The 16,559-nt window shown below is 68.3% G+C and carries 13 protein-coding genes; 3 read left to right on the forward strand and 10 right to left on the reverse strand.

Translation table 11 applies throughout. From position 1 onward, the window contains the following. Window positions 1-156: 156 nt before the first annotated feature. The 6 genes from AC3A6G_RS26660 to AC3A6G_RS26685 all read right to left on the reverse strand — a co-directional run bounded on the left by AC3A6G_RS26660 (window position 157) and on the right by AC3A6G_RS26685 (window position 7,578). Window positions 157-2,064, reverse strand: a complete 1,908-nt coding sequence (locus AC3A6G_RS26660; protein ID WP_487875008.1) for an ABC transporter permease — start codon at window positions 2,062-2,064, stop codon at window positions 157-159. Between the two features lie 82 nt (window positions 2,065-2,146). Further along, entirely contained in the window at window positions 2,147-3,355 is a 1,209-nt protein-coding gene (locus tag AC3A6G_RS26665) for an ABC transporter substrate-binding protein (protein WP_487860610.1), read from the reverse strand. Between the two features lie 140 nt (window positions 3,356-3,495). Further along, window positions 3,496-4,083: an amino acid synthesis family protein gene (locus AC3A6G_RS26670; RefSeq protein ID WP_487860611.1), complete on the reverse strand. Its 588-nt coding sequence runs from the start codon at window positions 4,081-4,083 to the stop codon at window positions 3,496-3,498. A gap of 124 nt (window positions 4,084-4,207) precedes the next feature. Next, window positions 4,208-4,849 (reverse strand): amino acid synthesis family protein, encoded by a 642-nt coding sequence (locus AC3A6G_RS26675; protein ID WP_487860612.1) that lies wholly within the window; start codon window positions 4,847-4,849, stop codon window positions 4,208-4,210. 21 nt (window positions 4,850-4,870) lie between these two features. Continuing rightward, entirely contained in the window at window positions 4,871-5,785 is a 915-nt protein-coding gene (locus AC3A6G_RS26680; protein ID WP_487860613.1) for a UPF0280 family protein, read from the reverse strand. 167 nt (window positions 5,786-5,952) lie between these two features. Then, window positions 5,953-7,578, reverse strand: coding sequence for a 6-hydroxynicotinate reductase (locus tag AC3A6G_RS26685; RefSeq protein ID WP_487875009.1), 1,626 nt, complete (start codon window positions 7,576-7,578; stop codon window positions 5,953-5,955). A 316-nt stretch (window positions 7,579-7,894) separates the two neighbouring features. Here AC3A6G_RS26685 and AC3A6G_RS26690 point away from each other — a divergent pair, with 316 nt between their 5' ends. Genes AC3A6G_RS26690 through AC3A6G_RS26700 form a run of 3 tightly spaced genes read left to right on the forward strand, consistent with a single transcriptional unit; the run spans window position 7,895 to window position 10,611 of the window. Then, complete coding sequence (locus AC3A6G_RS26690; protein ID WP_487865944.1) at window positions 7,895-8,668, forward strand: ferredoxin--NADP reductase; 774 nt, start codon at window positions 7,895-7,897, stop codon at window positions 8,666-8,668. 21 nt (window positions 8,669-8,689) lie between these two features. Further along, complete coding sequence (locus AC3A6G_RS26695; RefSeq protein ID WP_487875010.1) at window positions 8,690-9,466, forward strand: TetR/AcrR family transcriptional regulator; 777 nt, start codon at window positions 8,690-8,692, stop codon at window positions 9,464-9,466. After that, on the forward strand, window positions 9,412-10,611 hold the full coding sequence (locus AC3A6G_RS26700; RefSeq protein ID WP_487860617.1) for an amidohydrolase family protein: 1,200 nt from the start codon (window positions 9,412-9,414) through the stop codon (window positions 10,609-10,611). The genes AC3A6G_RS26695 and AC3A6G_RS26700 overlap by 55 nt, the downstream gene beginning before the upstream one ends. A gap of 4 nt (window positions 10,612-10,615) precedes the next feature. Here the strand turns inward: AC3A6G_RS26700 and AC3A6G_RS26705 are convergent, their stop codons facing one another. Genes AC3A6G_RS26705 through metH form a run of 4 tightly spaced genes read right to left on the reverse strand, consistent with a single transcriptional unit; the run spans window position 10,616 to window position 16,551 of the window. Beyond that, window positions 10,616-11,014, reverse strand: coding sequence for a GtrA family protein (locus AC3A6G_RS26705; protein WP_487875011.1), 399 nt, complete (start codon window positions 11,012-11,014; stop codon window positions 10,616-10,618). Continuing rightward, a complete protein-coding gene (locus AC3A6G_RS26710) occupies window positions 11,011-11,982 on the reverse strand; it encodes a glycosyltransferase family 2 protein (RefSeq protein WP_487875012.1) in 972 nt (323 codons plus the stop codon). The genes AC3A6G_RS26705 and AC3A6G_RS26710 overlap by 4 nt, the downstream gene beginning before the upstream one ends. Then, window positions 11,979-13,793 (reverse strand): ArnT family glycosyltransferase, encoded by a 1,815-nt coding sequence (locus tag AC3A6G_RS26715; RefSeq protein ID WP_487875013.1) that lies wholly within the window; start codon window positions 13,791-13,793, stop codon window positions 11,979-11,981. The genes AC3A6G_RS26710 and AC3A6G_RS26715 overlap by 4 nt, the downstream gene beginning before the upstream one ends. A gap of 43 nt (window positions 13,794-13,836) precedes the next feature. Continuing rightward, window positions 13,837-16,551 carry a methionine synthase gene (metH, locus tag AC3A6G_RS26720; protein ID WP_487875034.1) on the reverse strand — a complete coding sequence of 905 codons (2,715 nt, stop codon included), beginning with the start codon at window positions 16,549-16,551 and terminating at the stop codon, window positions 13,837-13,839. Window positions 16,552-16,559 lie beyond the last annotated feature (8 nt).

Below are 16,559 nucleotides of genomic sequence, written 5' to 3' on the forward strand. Positions count from 1 at the left end.
CCCGCGAAACGCGAGCACCGCAGGTTGCCCCGTAGCGCAGCGAAGGGGTCGCAGACAGCGGGGTCGCCTTTTCTTTGGCTACTTTCTTTTGGCGAAGCAAAAGAAAGTAGCTCGCCCGCCGGGGCGAAACCCGGCCCCGAAACCCAAAAGAATCCCTCACGTCCGCACCTCCCCCACCTCACGCGAAGAAGAAAAACGCCCCCACAACTGCCTGATCGCCCCCGCAATCCCCTGCGGAAACAACAGCACCAGCAGCAGGATGATCGCCCCGAGCATCGCGCGCCAGTAGTCGGTGTTGCGCGCCACCGTGTCGTGTAGCCAGGTGAAGGTGACCGCACCGACCACCGGCCCCGCGAGCGTCTGGATGCCACCGAGCAGCACCATCACGAGCCCGTCGACCGAGCGGCCCACCGACAGGGTCTCCGGCGAGATGCTGCCCTTCGAGAATGCGAACAGCGCGCCTGCGAGCCCTGCCACCGCACCTGCGATGACGAAGGCGGCCCACTGCATGCGCTTGACGTCGATGCCGATCGCGTCGGCGCGCAGCACCGAGTCGCGGCCCGCGCGCAGCGCATAGCCGAACGGCGAATACAGCACGCGCCGCAACCACCACACGCCCGCACCCACCAGCACCAGCGTGAGCCAGTAATAGGCCCGCTTGTCCGACAGCCAGTCGGATGGCCACACGCCGGTGAGGCCGTTGCTGCCGCCCGTGAAGCTGTCCCACTGGTAGGTGATGGCCCAGGTGATCTGCGCGAAGGCGAGCGTGAGCATGGCCAGGTACACGCCCGACAGCCGCACCGCGAACCAGCCGTAGACAAAGGCGCCGAGCGCGGCCACGAGCGGTGCGACCACGAGCGTGAGTTCCATCGGCAGGTTCAGCGAGCGCGCGAGCAGCGCCGCACCGTAGGCACCGAGGCCGAAGTACGCCGCATGCCCGAACGAATGCATGCCGGCCGGGCCCATGATGAAGTGCAGGCTGGTCGCGAACAGCGCCGCGATCATCAGGTCGATCATGAGCACCAGCGTGTAGGGCGAATCGGCCGTGAGCAGCGGCAGCCCCGCGAGCAGCAGCGCGAGCACGGCAGCGCCCGCCATGTAGGCGTTGCCGGGGCGGCGCAGCGGCTCCTCCTGCATGCCGACGTAGCGGCTCGGTGCCTGCGCGCGGCCGAACAGGCCCCACGGGCGCCACACCAGCACGGCGGCCATCACGAGGAAGTCGACCATCAGCGTGAGCTTCGAGAACGACACGTCGACGCCGAAGATCTCCACCACCCCGAGCCAGATGCACACCGCCTTGATCTCGGCGATGAGCAATGCAGCCACGTAGGCGCCGGGCAGCGACCCCATGCCGCCGACCACCACCACCACGAAGGCCGCGCCGATGGTGTTGAGGTCCATCTCGAGCGTCGCGGGTTCGCGCGGCAACTGCAGTGCACCGCCCAGTCCCGCGAGCAGCGCGCCGAGCGCGAACACCGCGGTGAAGAGCCAGGCCTGGTTCACGCCGAGTGCGCTGACCATCTCGCGGTCCTGCGTGGCGGCGCGCACCAGCGTGCCGAAGCGGGTGCGCGTGAGCAGCAGCCACACCAGCCCGAGCACCACCGGCCCGACCACGATCAGGAACAGGTCGTACGACGGAAACTGCCGCCCGAGGATCTCGACCGAGCCCTTGAGGCCCGGCGCACGCGGCCCCAGCAGTTCGTCGGGCCCCCAGAGCCACAGCACCGCGTCCTTGATGACCAGCACGAGCGCGAAGGTGGCGAGCAACTGGAACAGCTCGGGCGCCTTGTAGATGCGGCGCAGCAGCAGCACCTCGATCAGCGCGCCTAGCACGCCGACCGCGAGCGCCGCGACCAGCAGCGCGGGCCAGAAGCCCAGGCTCGAGCCCAGCTTGTCGACCAGCGTGTACGCGATGTAGATGCCCACCATGAAGAACGAGCCATGGGCGAAATTGACGATGCGCGTCACGCCGAAGATCAGCGAAAGGCCGGCGGCCACGAGAAACAGCGAGGACGCGCCGGCCAACCCGTTGAGCAACTGAACAACGAAGCCTGAAAAACTCATAAGGACCCTGAGGAAACGGGAGACATCCGCCTCCGCGCCTTCATGCAAGAAGGGCCGCGGACGCGGTGCAGGAGCCGCGCAGTCAGTCTGCGGGGCGCATCTTCTTGACTTCGTCGTCGGTCGGCTGGAACTTGGCGCCGTCGAGGTAGACGTAGTCGACCATCACGCCCTTGCCGCCTTCGTTCTTCGTCTTGCCGACATACGCGCCCATGGTCGACTGGTTGTCCTGCGCGCGATAGCTGATCTTGCCGAAGGGTGTGTCGACCTGCAGGCCCTTGAAGGCCGCGACGAGCTTCTCGGTGTCGGTGCCGCCGGCCTTCTTGACGCCTTCGGCGATCGAGTAGATGGCGCTGTAGCCGACCACCGAGCCCAGGCGCGGATAGTCCTTGAACTTGGCCTGGTAGGCATCGAGAAAGGCCTTGTGCTCGGGCGTCTTGATGCCGTTCCACGGGTAGCCGGTCACGATCCAGCCGTTGGGCGCCTCGTCCTTGAGCGGGTCGAGGTACTCGGGCTCGCCGGTCAGCACGCTCACTACCTCGCGGCCCTTGAACAGGCCGCGCGTGTTGCCTTCGCGCACGAACTTCGACAGGTCGGCACCGAACAGCACGTTGAAGATCGCGTCGGGCTTGGCGTCGGCCAGCGCCTGCACCACGCTGCCCGAATCGACCTTGCCGAGCGGCGGCGCCTGCTCGGCCACGAACTCGACGTCGGGCTGCGCGGCCTTCAGCAGCGTCTTGAAGGTGGCGACCGACGACTGGCCGTATTCGTAGTTGGGGTACACGACCGCCCAGCGCTTCTTCTTGAGCTTGGCGGCCTCGGGCACCAGCATCGCGACCTGCATGTAGGTCGAGGGGCGCAGGCGGTAGGTGTACTTGTTGCCGTTGGCCCAGACGATCTTGTCGGTCAGCGGCTCGGCGGCCAGGTAGAAGAACTTCTTCTGCTTCGCGAAGTCGGTCAGCGCCAGGCCGGTGTTCGAGAGGAAGGCGCCCGCGAGCACGTCGACCTTCTCGCGCGAGACCAGCTCCTCGGCCACGCGCACCGCGTCGCCGGGGTTGGCGTTGTCGTCGCGGCTGATGAGTTCGATCTTCTTGCCGTTGACGCCGCCCTTGGCATTGATCTCGTCCACCGCGAGTTCCATGCCCTTCTTGTAGGGCTCGAGGAAGGCGGGCTGCGCCTTGTAGCTGTTGATCTCGCCGATCTTGATCACGCCCTGGGCGTGCGCAGGAACGAGGGCCGCGGTCGCCAGCGTGAGGGCGGAAGCGGCGCAGAAGACATGGCGCAGTGGGTTCATCGGGAAGCTCCTGGAAGGGACAAGAAAAACGAGGTCTTTACGGGGAACACCGCGGAACCGGCTTTGCCGGGCCGCTGGTGTTGCCCCCGGTGAGGGGGTTGGCGAAGCGACACGAAGTGCGCGAAGACTGGGGGGAGTACTCATCTCAACCCGTCTTCGCCCTTGATCTCGCTAGCTTGAAGGCCGCCGATGCGCGGCAGCGGCCGGCCGCTGTCGGTGACGGCCACGGCGACCACGATCTCGCCGGCGCGCGGCGCGTCGGACACGCGCGCCTCGACGGCGTCGAAATGGCTGCGCACGAAGGCCGCGTCCTTGTGGCCGAGCGGCACGTCGATGGCGGTGCCGAGCGTGCCGCGCTTCTTGGCCGAGGGCACGAGCGCCGCGCCCTTCTCGACCGCCACGCGCAGCGGCGCGCCGAGCTTGGGATGCAGGATCGCCGCCGCATGCTCGAGCTCGCCGCCTTCGCCGACGATGGCAGCCTTGCCGTAGCTCTGGACCTGGCCCGGCTCGATGCCGAGCGCTTTCACGGCCTTCTGGCCGAGCAGCGCGCCGAGCTCCTCGCCGATCGCGATGAGTTCGTCGAGGTTCTCGCTGTAGCGCCCTGCGTAGGGGTTCTCGATCACCGCGATGGCGACGGCGCGGCGCGTGGGCGGCGTGATCTCGCGGCCCATTTCCTTGCGGGTTTCGTCGACTTGAATGACGAGCTTGCGGATGTTGGCTGTGGTCATGCTCTCTTGATTCCTTGTCTCTGAAATGCGGGAACACCGCGGAACCGGCTTTGCCGGGCCGCTGGTGTTGCCCCCGGCGAGGGGGTTGGCGGCCACACGAAGTGGGCAAGCTTGGGGGAGTACTTCATCTCAGGCCGTCCCACTTGCTGATGTTCTCGGCCAGCAGCCCGCCCACGCGCGCATGCACGCGGTAGCCGGTGCTCATCGCGAGGATGAAGACGATCTCGTCGGCGGCCGGCGCGCCGGGCACGCGCACCTCGATGGCATCGAACTGGCCGCGCACGTAGCTCGCATTGATGTTGGTGAGCGGCACGTCGAGCGCGGCGCCCGGCGGGCCGACCTTCTTGGTCGAGGGCACGATCGACAGCGCATTGCCGGGCTGGCCGGTCTTGGCCTCGCCCTTGCCCGCGGTGTAGGCGGCGCGGTCGCCCTTCCAGCCGAGCAGCTCGCGCATCGCATAGCCCCCGGGCACGTGCCAGAGCGCGCCATGCTCGAGCTCGCCCGCTGCGCCAACGATGGCGCCCTTGCCGTAGGTGGCGATCTGTGCGAGCGGCACGTCCATGGCCGCATGCAGCCGGTGCGCCATGTCGACGCCCACGGGATCGAGCAGCGCCATCATCGGCAGGATGTCGGGCTCGTAGCGGCCGGCGAACGGATTGGTCAGCACCGCGCCGATGGCACCGCGCACCAGTGGCGTCTCGGCGCGCGGGCCGAACTCGTGGTGGATGTGCTCGACCTGGGTGAAGACGCGGCGTATATCGATCATGGGAAAGAACCTTGCTTTTCGTTAAGCAAATACTGAACCAACTGCATCGGCCTGCGCAGCGGGCAGCGACTTGGAGCATAAGGGCTCGACGACTCGAAACTGCCCCTGGCAAACGAGCAGGGCGGCCCAGGCCAGGCCGCTTTTCTGCAGCGCCTGCGCGCACACGGCGCCGGCGTCGAGCGCACGCCGCACCTGCGCGGGCGCGAGCGCCGGCACGTCGACCGTGACCAGGAAATCGCCCAGGTCGCTGTCGTCCTTGCATTCGTTGGCGGGCCGGCGCACGACCGCGGCATCGTCCACGTCGACCGCATTGGCGATCACGGTGGCGGCGGCATCGGCCTGGGCGGCAGTGGCGGCGAGCACGGTCACGCTGTCGGCGATGCCGAGCGAGAAGCTGCGGCCGCGCCAGCCGCTCGTGGCCACGCCGCGCACGGGCTGGGCGGCGCGGATCTCGAACTGCCCGTCGGTGGTGAGGAGGCCGCCTTCGCGCGCGTGGCTGCGCCAGTCGAAGCGCGCCAGGTCGGCATACACGCCCACGCGTGCCGACTGGCCCGGCGCAAGGTACAGCGCGATGTCGCCGCCGTTGTTGATCCAGGCGCGCTCGATGCCGGGGCGTTCGTAGAAGGCAACCAGCTCCTGCGCCACCGAGCCTGCCACGGCCGCCATCGGCGTGAGGAACATCGGCGAGAACGCGGCGCAGGCCTGCCACATGCGCGCCGCGACGGCGCCACGCGGTCGTCTGTTGTCGCTCGCGGGCAGGCGCAGCAGCGGCAGCTCGCGCACCAGTTCGTCGAGCACATGGACGAAGCGCGCCCATGCCGCGTCGTGCGCGGCGGCGACGGCGTACGGATCGCCGTGCGCCTCGACCACGATGTCGATCGGGCCGTGCTGGAAATGCCAGCGGCGCTCGTCCAGCGCGGTGCGTTGGGCGCTCATGGCAACAGACGCGCCTGAGCGGCGCGGTATTCCTCCCTCCCCTTCCGGGGGAGGGCTGGGGTGGGGGCTCGCGGCGCATCCATCGGGCGCTCTGCCCGCCCCCATCCCAACCTTCCCCCAGCGGGGGAAGGAGCAACAGCCGCGGCGCACGTCGAGGTGGACATGCTTCACCCCAGCATCGGCGCGTGGCCGAGCGGCCACGGATTGGCCGCGTCCATCGCGAGCCATTGGCGTGCGAGCGGCGCGCCGTCCTCCTGCCATGCGCCGCGCGCGAGCGCCTGCTCGAGTGGGAAGATGTGCGCCACGTGGCCGCCGAGCGCCTCGTAGTCGGCGCGCCGCATGCTGAACTCGATCGGCGCCACGATGGCCGGCGTGGGCACGGTGCCGAAGCTGTTGTCGGGCATGCGCATGACGTCGGCCATCACCGTGATGCCGCCGCCGGGCCACACATAGGCCGGGGCGCCGCCGCAGGTCACGTTGACGAGCGCGCGCTTGATCGCCCGCGTGAGCAGCACCGGGTTCTCGGTCACGCCGGCGCGCAAGCTGCCGCCCGCACCACCGAGGAACAGCACCGTGCACAGCGATGGTTCGCAGTTCTCGCCGATGCGCTCGACGATGCGGCGTACGTCGAGCGGCATCGGCTGCTCGACGGGCTTGAGCGCATCGTCGAGCACGTACCACTGCGCATGCTCGCCGGTGGTCGATGTCATCAACAGGCGCAGGCCGGGGCGCGCCACGCCCTCCTCCCAGCCTTCGATGATCGCGAGCGGATCGGCGATGTCGGTGCCGCCCCAGCCGTTGCCCGGGTTCGCGACCTGGAAGTAGCGCCCCGGCGTGGACTTGCGCCCCAGCATCTGGATGCCCGAAGGCGGCATGTCGAGGCAACGCCCGGCCTGGTGCTCGGTCAGCACGCCGGTGATGTGGTCGTCGACCACCACCACCTCGTCGGCCACGCCCGCAAACTGGCGCGCGAAGATGCCGACCGCGGCCGAGCCGCAGCCCACGCGCATGCGCTGCTCCTCGACGCCGTTGACGATGGGCGCGCGGCCGGCCTGGACCACGAGCGTGGAGCCGCCGTCGATGGTGCACTCCACCGCCTTCTTGTTGCCGAGCAGCTGCATCAGCTCGACCGTCATGCGGCCCTCTTTCTTGCTGCCGCCCGTGAGGTGGTGCACGCCGCCGAGCGACAGCATCTGCGAGCCGTATTCGGCGGTGGTGACATGGCCCACGACTTCGCCGCGGTAGCGCACATTGGCCTGCTCGGGGCCGAGGAAGCGGTCGGTGTCGATCTTCACCTTGAAGCTGCAGTAGCTGAAGATGCCTTCGGTGACGACCGTGACCATGTCGACGCCCTCGGCCTTCGAGGCCACGATGAAGGGCGCGGGCTTGTAGTCGGGATAGGTGGTGGACGAGCCCACGCCGGTCACGAAGACCTGGTCGGCATGCAGCAGGTCGCCGTTCCAGTCGGGAGCGCCGGCCTCGGCGCCCTCGGCGGCCGTGGCGCCGGGCCGGTCGAAGGGCACCAGCGCGGGCGTCTCGGCGGCGAGCTCGCGGCGCAGCAGCACCACGGGGTCGACGCGCACCAGCACGCCCTCGCGGTTGGCATAGCGGTCGCAGGCACCGGTGCGGCCCTCGGAGATCTGGCACAGCACCGGGCAGGCGTTGCACTCGACCTTGGCGGTGCTCATCTTCTCGTTGCGCGGCGGGGCCTTGCCGAAGGCGCTGGCGCCGGCTTCGAAGGCCACCGGCATGTCCATGCCGGGCAGTCCGTCTGTCTTGGTGTGTTCGGTCATCGGGGCGATCTCGTGGGCAGTGTGCGGAGGCAGCAGGTCCGGTGGGGTTTGCAACAAACGTGCCGTCCGCCCGCTTGTGCGCCGCCTGCCGTTTGTGTAGCATTCCCTACACTTTCATGTTGCGTTCACTACATTCGAGACCAATGTAGCAAACGGGCCCGGTGCTTGCAATGGTGTTTTCTCGCGGTGTTCATCGGGGTTTTTCCGACCAACGACAATGGAGGGTTCGCAGCCGGCCGGTGCTTGCCGCCCCTTCAAGGTGCATTCCGGCTCAGCCATCCTCACTGTCCACAACCCAACAACTCTTGAGTTCCGTATGAGTGCATTCAGCGAAGAACGCGTCCTGAGCGTCCACCACTGGACCGACCGCCTGTTCACCTTCACCACCACGCGCGACCCGGCGCTGCGTTTTTCGAACGGCCATTTCACGATGATCGGGCTGAAGGTCAACGGCAAGCCCCTGCTGCGTGCCTACAGCATCGTGAGCCCCAACTACGAGGAACACCTCGAGTTCCTGAGCATCAAGGTCGAAGAGGGCCCGCTCACTTCGAAGCTGCAGCACATCCAGGTCGGCGACACCATCATCGTCGGGCGCAAGCCGACCGGCACGCTGCTGATCGACTACACGCTGCCGGGCAAGCGCCTCTACCTGTTCGGCACGGGCACCGGCCTCGCACCGTTCATGAGCGTGATCCGAGACCCCGAGACCTACGAGAAGTTCGAACAGGTCATCCTGGTGCACGGCGTGCGCCAGGTCGACGAGCTGGCCTACCACGACCTCGTCACCGACCACCTGCCCAAGCACGAGTTCCTCGGCGAGATGGTTGCGAAGCAGCTGCTCTACTACCCCACGGTCACGCGCGAGGAGTTCCGCAACCAGGGCCGCATCACCGACCTGATCGAGACCAACAAGCTCACCGACGACCTCGGCCTGCCCGCGATCAATCCGGTGGAAGACCGCGTCATGCTCTGCGGCAGCCCCGGCTTGCTGGTCGACCTGAAGCACATCCTCGAGAAGCGCGGCTTCAAGGAAGGCAACACCTCCACGCCAGGCGACTTCGTCGTCGAGCGCGCCTTCGCCGAGAAGTAGCCAGGTCCCGCCGCGCGAACGATGGCCGACAGCCGCAGCACCGCAGCCGCCAAGCCCCAGCGCCGCACCGGCGTGCGCGAGGCCGCGGCGCAGGCCACGCGCGACAGCATCCTGAAGGCGGCGACCAAGGTCTTCGCGAAATACGGCTACGACGGCGGCAGCGTGGAGAAGATCTCCAAGGCCGCGAAGTCGTACGACCGCATGATCTATTACTACTTCGGCAGCAAGGAAGGCCTGTTCATCGCGGTGCTCGAAGGCATCTACCAGCGCATGGACGATGCGGAGGCCGCGATCGCGCTCGATGCCTCGCGGCCAGTCGAGGCGCTGACCGAGGTGATCCGCTTCGTGCTCGGCTACTACCGCAGGAACCCCGAGTTCGTGACGCTGCTCAACACCGAGAACCTGCACAAGGGCCGGCACATCTCGAAGTCGCTGCGGGCGCGCGAGTATTCGTCGCGCGCGGTGTCGATCCTTGCCGAGATCCTTGCGAGCGGCGCGGCGCAGGGGCTGTTCCGCCGCGACCTGGTGGCGCGCGACATCTACCTGCTGATCGCCTCGACCGGCTACTTCTACACCTCGAACCGGCACACGCTCACGGCCTTTCTCGGCGAGCCGCTGGAGTCGCCCGAGGCGATCGCGCACTGGGAAGCGTTCGTGATCGAGACGCTGCTGCGCACCGTGCGGGCCGACGAAGGCCAGGCCCCCAACAACATCACTCCACCCCACGACGAGGACAAAACCCCATGGCAGAAATCGCAACCGGCGGCAAGTCGGGCAAGGTCGTCATCCAGAACATAGGGCTCCTGCTGTCGGGCGACATCGACCGGCCCATCCTCGACGCCGACACCATCGTGGTGAACGACGGCCTGATCGTCGCGGTCGGCAAGCAGAAGGACTGCGACCTCGAAGGCGCGAAGACGGTCATCGACGCGAAGAAGACCTGCGTCGCGCCGGGCCTGATCGACAGCCACGTGCATCCGGTCTTCGGCGACTGGACGCCGCGCCAGGGACAGATCGGCTGGATCGACTCGACCATGCACGGCGGCGTGACCACCATGATCTCGGCCGGCGAAGTGCACCTGCCGGGCCGGCCGAAGGACATCGTGGGCCTGAAGGCGCTGGCCATCACCGCGCAGCGTGCGTTCGACAACTTCCGTCCCGGCGGCGTGAAGGTGCTGGCCGGCGCACCGGTGATCGAGAAGGGCATGGTCGAGAGCGATTTCAAGGAACTCGCCGAAGCCGGCGTGAGCCTGCTCGGCGAAGTCGGCCTGGGCTCGGTCAAGGCCGGCTACGAGGCCAAGGAGATGGTCGCCTGGGCGCGCAAGTACGGCATCCAGAGCACGATCCATACGGGCGGGCCCTCGATTCCGGGCTCGGGCCTGATCGACAAGGACGTGGTGCTCGAGGCCGACGCCGACGTGATCGGCCACATCAACGGCGGCCACACCTCGCTGCCCGAGGCGCACGTGTGCGAGCTGTGCGAGAAGAGCTCGCGCGCGATCGAGATCGTGCACAACGGCAACGAGAAGGTGGCCATCGCGGCGGCCCGGGCGGCGCTCGAGCTCAAGTGCCCGCACCGCGTGATCCTCGGCACCGACGGGCCCGCGGGCTCGGGCGTGCAGCCACTGGGCATCCTGCGCATGATTGCGATGCTGTCTTCGATCGCGAACATCCCGGCCGAGCTGGTGTTCTGCTTCGCCACCGGCAACACCGCGAAGATACGCAAGCTCAACTGCGGCCTCGTCGAAGTGGGCCGCGATGCCGACTTCGTGTTCATGGACCGGGCCCAGCATTCGCCCGCGCCGGGCCTGCTCGAGAGCGTGCAGCTCGGCGACATCCCGGGCGTGGGCATGGTGATGATCGACGGCATCGTGCGCTGCGGCCGCAGCCGCAACACGCCGCCGGCGACCGAGATCCCGGTGGTGGTCTCGGGCGCGCACTGAGAGGCTAGGGCCGGCGGCGCGCCTTGAAGACGAGTTGCCGCGCGGCCACGAAATTGACCACGAGCCCCGCGCAACTGCCGGCCGCGACGCCGAGCGCCGGCACCCAGCGGCCTTCGAAGGCATGCAGCACCCCCACGTAGGCGCCGTAGTTCACGGCCGCGCCGCCGAGCATGGTGACGAGATAGCCGAGGTATTCGCGCACGAGCGAGCTGCCCGACGGCCGCGCCGCGAAGGTGTAGCGCCGGTTCAGCGCCCAGGTCGCGGTGGCCGCCGCCAGGAACGACACCACGCGCGCGCCGTACCAGCCGAGCCAGGGCGCGGCGAGGTACAGCACCGCCACGTCGACCACGAAACCCGCTGCGCCGACCGCGGCGAACAGCAGGAACTCGCGGCCGGGTTTCATGCCCCGCGGCGGAACAGCCCGACGCCCGGCACCCCGAGGTAGCGCAGCCGCTTGGTTTCGCGGCGCGCGAGCCGGATCGCGTGCATCACCACGCCGCACACCATCGACAGCATGGCCGCGAGCATGGCGCCGGTCGCGAGCACCGCGGTGGGCAGGCGCGGCACCAGGCCGGTGTGCATGTAAGTGATGAGGAGCGGGATCGCCAGCGCGATCGCGCCGATGCCCAGCACCGCCGCGAAGATCGAGAAGAACTGCAGCGGCCGCTCGCTGATGAACAGCTTGCAGATGGTCCTGAGGATGCGCCAGCCGTCGCGGTAGGTCGAGAGCTTGCTGTGCGAGCCCTCGGGGCGCGTGGTGTAGGCGGTCGCGATCTCGGCATAGGGCATGCGCAGTTCGAGCGCATGCACGGTGAGTTCGGTCTCGATCTCGAAGCCCTGCGACAGCGCGGGGAACGACTTCACGTAGCGGCGCGAGAACACGCGGTAGCCCGAGAGCATGTCGGTCAGGCCGCCGCCGAAGAGCTGCGCGACGGCGCCGGTCAGAAGCCGGTTGCCGAAGCGGTGGCCGGTGCGGTAGGTGAGCGCGTTCTGGCCATCGTCGACGCGGCTGCCCACCACCATGTCGAGGTTGCCCTCCACCAGCGCATCGACCAGCCGCCGCGCGCTGGCCACGTCGTAGGTGGCGTCGCCGTCGACCGTGACGTAAACGTCGGCCTCGACGTCGGCGAACATGCGGCGCACCACGTTGCCCTTGCCGGGCGCGGCCACGTGCGTGACCCAGGCGCCGTTCGCGCGCGCGATGGTGCCTGTGTCGTCGGTCGAGTTGTTGTCGAAGACGTGGATCTCGGCCTCGGGCAGCGCCGCGCGGAACTCGGCGATCACCTGCGCGATGGAAAGCGCCTCGTTGTAGCAGGGGATGACCGCGGCGATGCGCATCGGGGCGGTGGTTGGCGTCTGGGGCTCGTTCATGGTGCGCTTGAGAGGATACGGTACGCCCGGCCGCCATCCTGTTCGTACAGCAGGGTGAAGTGCGCGTCGAAGCCGGGCCGGGTGGCGAGCGTGGGCACCAGCGAGGTCGGCATGACGATGGCGGTAAAGCCCATTCCGGCCAGCTTGCGCGCCATGTCGCCCGGCGGCAGCAGCAAAAAGTCGCGGTAGCGCCAGGGGCCGAGCGTGTCGCCCCAGATCGGGTTTGGCCCGTAGTAGATCGCCTCGTTGAGCGCGATCTGGTAGACGCGCCCGTCGGCATTCCGGCGCAGGTAATCCATGGCGCCATAGCCGGGCACGTTCTGCCGCAGGAAGGCTTCGCGCGTCTCTTGTGTGGGCGAGATCATCGCGATCCTCTCGGCGGTCTGCCGCATCGACACCGCGGCGAGCGCGGCCAGCAGCAGCACGGCCGCCCAGTCGGCCACGAGGCCGAAGCGCCCCGGCGAAGCCACCGCCGCCGCAGCGGCGCCGGCCGGCGCACCGCGGGCGCCGAACAGCCGGCGCAGGCCGCCCACGATCCAGCCGAACAGCACCTGCCAGCCGATGGCCGCCGTCAGCGCGATCAGCGGATACGAGGCCGTGAGGTAGCGCGGATAGCGCGAAGTGATGAGCCAGACGGCCACTGAATAGAAGCTGAACCAGCCGGCGGCGCGCAGCGCGGACGAGCGCTTCCAGAGCAGGCCGAAGGGCGCGAGGAACACGGCCCAGATCAGCAGGTTGGGCCGCGCGGCATGGTCGCGCACATCGGCGACCTGCTGCACGTAGTCGGCCGGGATCCAGTCGGTGAAGCCGAACACGCGGGCGCCGATCGGGTTGAACGGGTCGCCGGTCATCACGGCATTGCGGGCATACCAATAGATGCAGGGCACGAGGAAGCAGGCCAGCGCCAGCGCCCAGGCCTTGGGCCGCCGCTCGTGCCACACGACGAACAGCGCCACCAGCGGCAGGAAGGTCAGCGCCTGGTACTTGGAACCCGCAGCCACGCCGAGCGCGAAGGCCGCCACGCCGAGCCAGCGCATGCCGCCCGCCACCGGCTCGGACTCGCGCCACCACCACAGCGCCACGCAGGCCGTGAGCACGAAGAGCGCCACGCCCATGTCGATGAGCGCATTCGAATAGTCGCCGATGCCGAGCCAGATCGCGGCGCCGATGCAGGCGGTGAGCCGGTTCGCATGCTGCATGCCGAGGCGAAAGACCATCAGCACCGAGAGCGCGCCGGCCAGTCCGTTGAGCAGGTGCGGCAGCACGTCGTCGCCGAGTTGCAGCGCGGCCGCATAGAGCAGGTTGTAGTTGTACGGGAACCAGGGGTAGCGCAGCCACTCGTGGATGCCGAGGCTGCCCTGCTCGGCCACCAGGCGCGCATAGGGCAGGTGGTACATGAGCTCGTCGAACGCGGCCGGTGGCGCGAGCGGCGCGACGATCGATGGCAGCGCCACCAGCGCGAGCGCGATGGCGGCGATCTTCTCGTTGCGCGTCCAGGGCGCCCGGGCGGCGACGGCCGCAGTGCCGCGCAGCACCCGCAGCGCGCGCCACCAGGGCCTTGCCTGCAGCGCCGCCGCCAGCACGCCCGCGCCGACCAGCGCCGCCGTGGCCTGCGGCTTGAACAGGCCGAAGACCGCGAGCAGTTGGAAGGCGCAGATGAAGAAGCCGACCCCGAGGGCCGCGGCCATGGCCGCCTCGAGCCAGGCATCGCGACGGGGCGGCGGCGCCAGGTGCGCAAGCAGCGCGCGTCCCGCGCCCCAGCAGGCGACCACGAAGACCGCCCATGCCGCGTACTGCGCGGCTGCAAACATCAGCTTCTGAATAACGACTCCCGGTGCCGGGCGGCCGGCGGGTTCAAAGGTTGGGTGCCAGCAGGCGCTCGAGTTCGGATTCGCTCTGCTTGCGCCGCGCGGCCTGGTCCTGCAGCTGGTCGTGCCCGATCTTGCCGACGTTGAAGTACGTGGCGTCGGGGTGGCTCAGGTAGAAACCGCTCACGCTGGCGGCCGGCATCATAGCGAGGCTTTCGGTGAGCGTCATGCCAATGTCCGCGCAACCCAGAAGGTCGAACATCGGGCGCTTCACGCTGTGGTCGGGGCAGGCTGGGTAGCCGGGCGCGGGGCGGATGCCGCGGTATTTCTCGGCGATCATCTCGTCGTTGCCGAGCGCCTCGTCGCTCGCGTAGCCCCACAAGTCGGTGCGCGCGCGATGGTGCAGCGCCTCGGCGAAGGCCTCGGCCAGCCGGTCGGCCAGCGCCTTGAGCATGATGGCGGAGTAGTCGTCGAGGTCGTCGGTGAAGTACTTCTCCTTCTTCTCGACGCCGAGCCCCGCGGTGACCGCGAACACGCCCACGTAGTCCGCGAGGCCGCTGTCCTTCGGCGCGACGAAGTCGGCCAGGCAGCGGCTCGGGCGCATCACGCCGTCGATCACGTGCTTCTCGGCCTGCTGGCGCATGCCGTACCAGGTGAGCGCCACTTCGCTGCGCGTCTCGTCGGTATAGAGCGCGATGTCGTCGTCGTTCACCGTGTTGGCGGGCCAGAAGCCCACCACGCCGCTCGCGGTGAGCCAGCGCCCTTCGATCAGCCGCTTGAGCATGCGCTGCCCGTCGGCATAGACGCGCACGGCCTCGGTGCCGACGACCTCGTCCTTGAGGATCGCGGGGAACGGGCCGGCCAGGTCCCAGGTCTGGAAGAACGGGCCCCAGTCGATGTACTTCGCGAGCTCGGTCAGGTCGAAGTTCTTGAACACGCGCCGGCCGATGAACTTGGGCACCGGCGGCACGTAGTTCGACCAGTCGATCGGCGTCTTGTTGGCGCGCGCCTTGGCGAGCGGCCACAGCGGCACCTGCTTCTTGTTGGCGTGCTGCAGCCGCACCTTGTCGTAGTCGGCGTTGATCTCGCCGATGTAGGCGGCCGCCTGATCCGACAGCAGGCTCTGCGCCACGCTCACGCTGCGCGAGGCGTCGGGCACGTAGACCACGGGGCCTTCGTAGTGCGGTGCGATCTTCACGGCCGTGTGCACGCGGCTGGTGGTGGCGCCACCGATCATGAGCGGGATCTTCCGGATGCGGAAATGGTCGTCCTTCTGCATCTCGCCGGCCACGTACTGCATCTCCTCGAGGCTCGGCGTGATCAGGCCCGAGAGGCCGACGATGTCCGCGCCCTCGACCTTGGCCCGGGCCAGGATCTCGTGGCACGGGACCATCACGCCCATGTTCACCACCTCGAAGTTGTTGCACTGGAGCACGACGGTGACGATGTTCTTGCCGATGTCGTGCACGTCGCCCTTCACCGTGGCGATGATGATCTTGCCCTTGGTGCGCACGTCGCGGCCCGCGGCCTCGTCCTGGCGCTTTTCTTCCTCGATGTAGGGAATGAGGTGGGCCACGGCCGACTTCATCACGCGCGCCGACTTCACCACCTGCGGCAGGAACATCTTGCCCTGGCCGAACAGGTCGCCCACGATGTTCATGCCGTCCATCAGCGGGCCTTCGATCACGTGCAGCGGCCGGCCGCCCTTTGCGAGGATCTGCTGGTAGGCCTCTTCGGTGTCCTCGACGATGAAGTCGGTGATGCCGTGCACCATCGCGTGCGAAAGGCGCTGGTTGACGTGCACCGGATGCTCCGGCGTGCCGCGCCATTCGAGCTTCTTGCTGTCGTCCTTGGCACCGCTCTTGGCGGTCTCGGCCACTTCGACCAGGCGCTCGCCCGCATCGGAACGGCGGTTCAGCACCACGTCTTCCACCCGCTCGCGCAAGGTCGGCTCGAGGTCGTCGTACACGCCGACCATGCCGGCGTTGACGATGCCCATGTCCATGCCGGCCTGGATCGCGTGGTAGAGAAACACGGTGTGGATCGCCTCGCGCACCGGGTCGTTGCCGCGGAAGCTGAAGCTCACGTTGGAGACGCCGCCCGACACCTTGGCGCCCGGCAGGTTCTGCTTGATCCAGCGCACCGCGTTGATGAAGTCGACCGCGTAGTTGTCGTGCTCCTCGATGCCGGTGGCGATCGCGAAGATGTTCGGGTCGAAGATGATGTCCTCGGGCGGAAAGTCCACCTCGTCCACAAGGATGCGGTAGGCGCGCTCGCAGATCTCGATCTTGCGTTCGTAGGTGTCGGCCTGGCCCTTCTCGTCGAAGGCCATCACCACCGCCGCGGCGCCGTAGCGCCGCACGAGCCGGGCCTCGTGCTTGAACTTGTCGACGCCTTCCTTCATGGAGATGGAGTTGACGATGCCCTTGCCCTGGATGCAGCGCAGGCCCGCCTCGATGACTTCCCACTTCGAACTGTCGACCATCACGGGCACGCGCGCGATGTCGGGCTCGCTCGCGATCAGGTTCAGGAAGCGCACCATCGCGGCCTTGCTGTCGAGCATGGCCTCGTCCATGTTGATGTCGATCACCTGCGCGCCGTTCTCGACCTGCTGGCGCGCCACGGCCAGCGCCTCTTCGAACTGGCCGTTCAGGATCATCCGCGCGAAGGCCTTCGAGCCGGTGACGTTGGTGCGCTCGCCGATGTTGACGAACAGCGAGCCGGCACCGATGGCCACCGGCTCGAGGCCGGACAGCTTCATCGCGGGAA

It is taken from the genome of Variovorax sp. Soil_C_26, from assembly GCF_057657075.1.

Bases quoted from the DNA above. Each gene is read 5' to 3' on its own strand.
- AC3A6G_RS26695 (WP_487875010.1), top strand. From the start codon at position 8,690: ATGGCCGACAGCCGCAGCACCGCAGCCGCCAAGCCCCAGCGCCGCACC.
- AC3A6G_RS26715 (WP_487875013.1), bottom strand. From the start codon at position 13,793: ATGTTTGCAGCCGCGCAGTACGCGGCATGGGCGGTCTTCGTGGTCGCC.
- AC3A6G_RS26710 (WP_487875012.1), bottom strand. From the start codon at position 11,982: ATGAACGAGCCCCAGACGCCAACCACCGCCCCGATGCGCATCGCCGCG.
- AC3A6G_RS26665 (WP_487860610.1), bottom strand. From the start codon at position 3,355: ATGAACCCACTGCGCCATGTCTTCTGCGCCGCTTCCGCCCTCACGCTG.
- AC3A6G_RS26705 (WP_487875011.1), bottom strand. From the start codon at position 11,014: ATGAAACCCGGCCGCGAGTTCCTGCTGTTCGCCGCGGTCGGCGCAGCG.
- metH (WP_487875034.1), bottom strand. From the start codon at position 16,551: ATGAAGCTGTCCGGCCTCGAGCCGGTGGCCATCGGTGCCGGCTCGCTG.
- AC3A6G_RS26670 (WP_487860611.1), bottom strand. From the start codon at position 4,083: ATGACCACAGCCAACATCCGCAAGCTCGTCATTCAAGTCGACGAAACC.
- AC3A6G_RS26660 (WP_487875008.1), bottom strand. From the start codon at position 2,064: ATGAGTTTTTCAGGCTTCGTTGTTCAGTTGCTCAACGGGTTGGCCGGC.
- AC3A6G_RS26685 (WP_487875009.1), bottom strand. From the start codon at position 7,578: ATGACCGAACACACCAAGACAGACGGACTGCCCGGCATGGACATGCCG.
- AC3A6G_RS26675 (WP_487860612.1), bottom strand. From the start codon at position 4,849: ATGATCGATATACGCCGCGTCTTCACCCAGGTCGAGCACATCCACCAC.
- AC3A6G_RS26690 (WP_487865944.1), top strand. From the start codon at position 7,895: ATGAGTGCATTCAGCGAAGAACGCGTCCTGAGCGTCCACCACTGGACC.
- AC3A6G_RS26680 (WP_487860613.1), bottom strand. From the start codon at position 5,785: ATGAGCGCCCAACGCACCGCGCTGGACGAGCGCCGCTGGCATTTCCAG.
- AC3A6G_RS26700 (WP_487860617.1), top strand. From the start codon at position 9,412: ATGGCAGAAATCGCAACCGGCGGCAAGTCGGGCAAGGTCGTCATCCAG.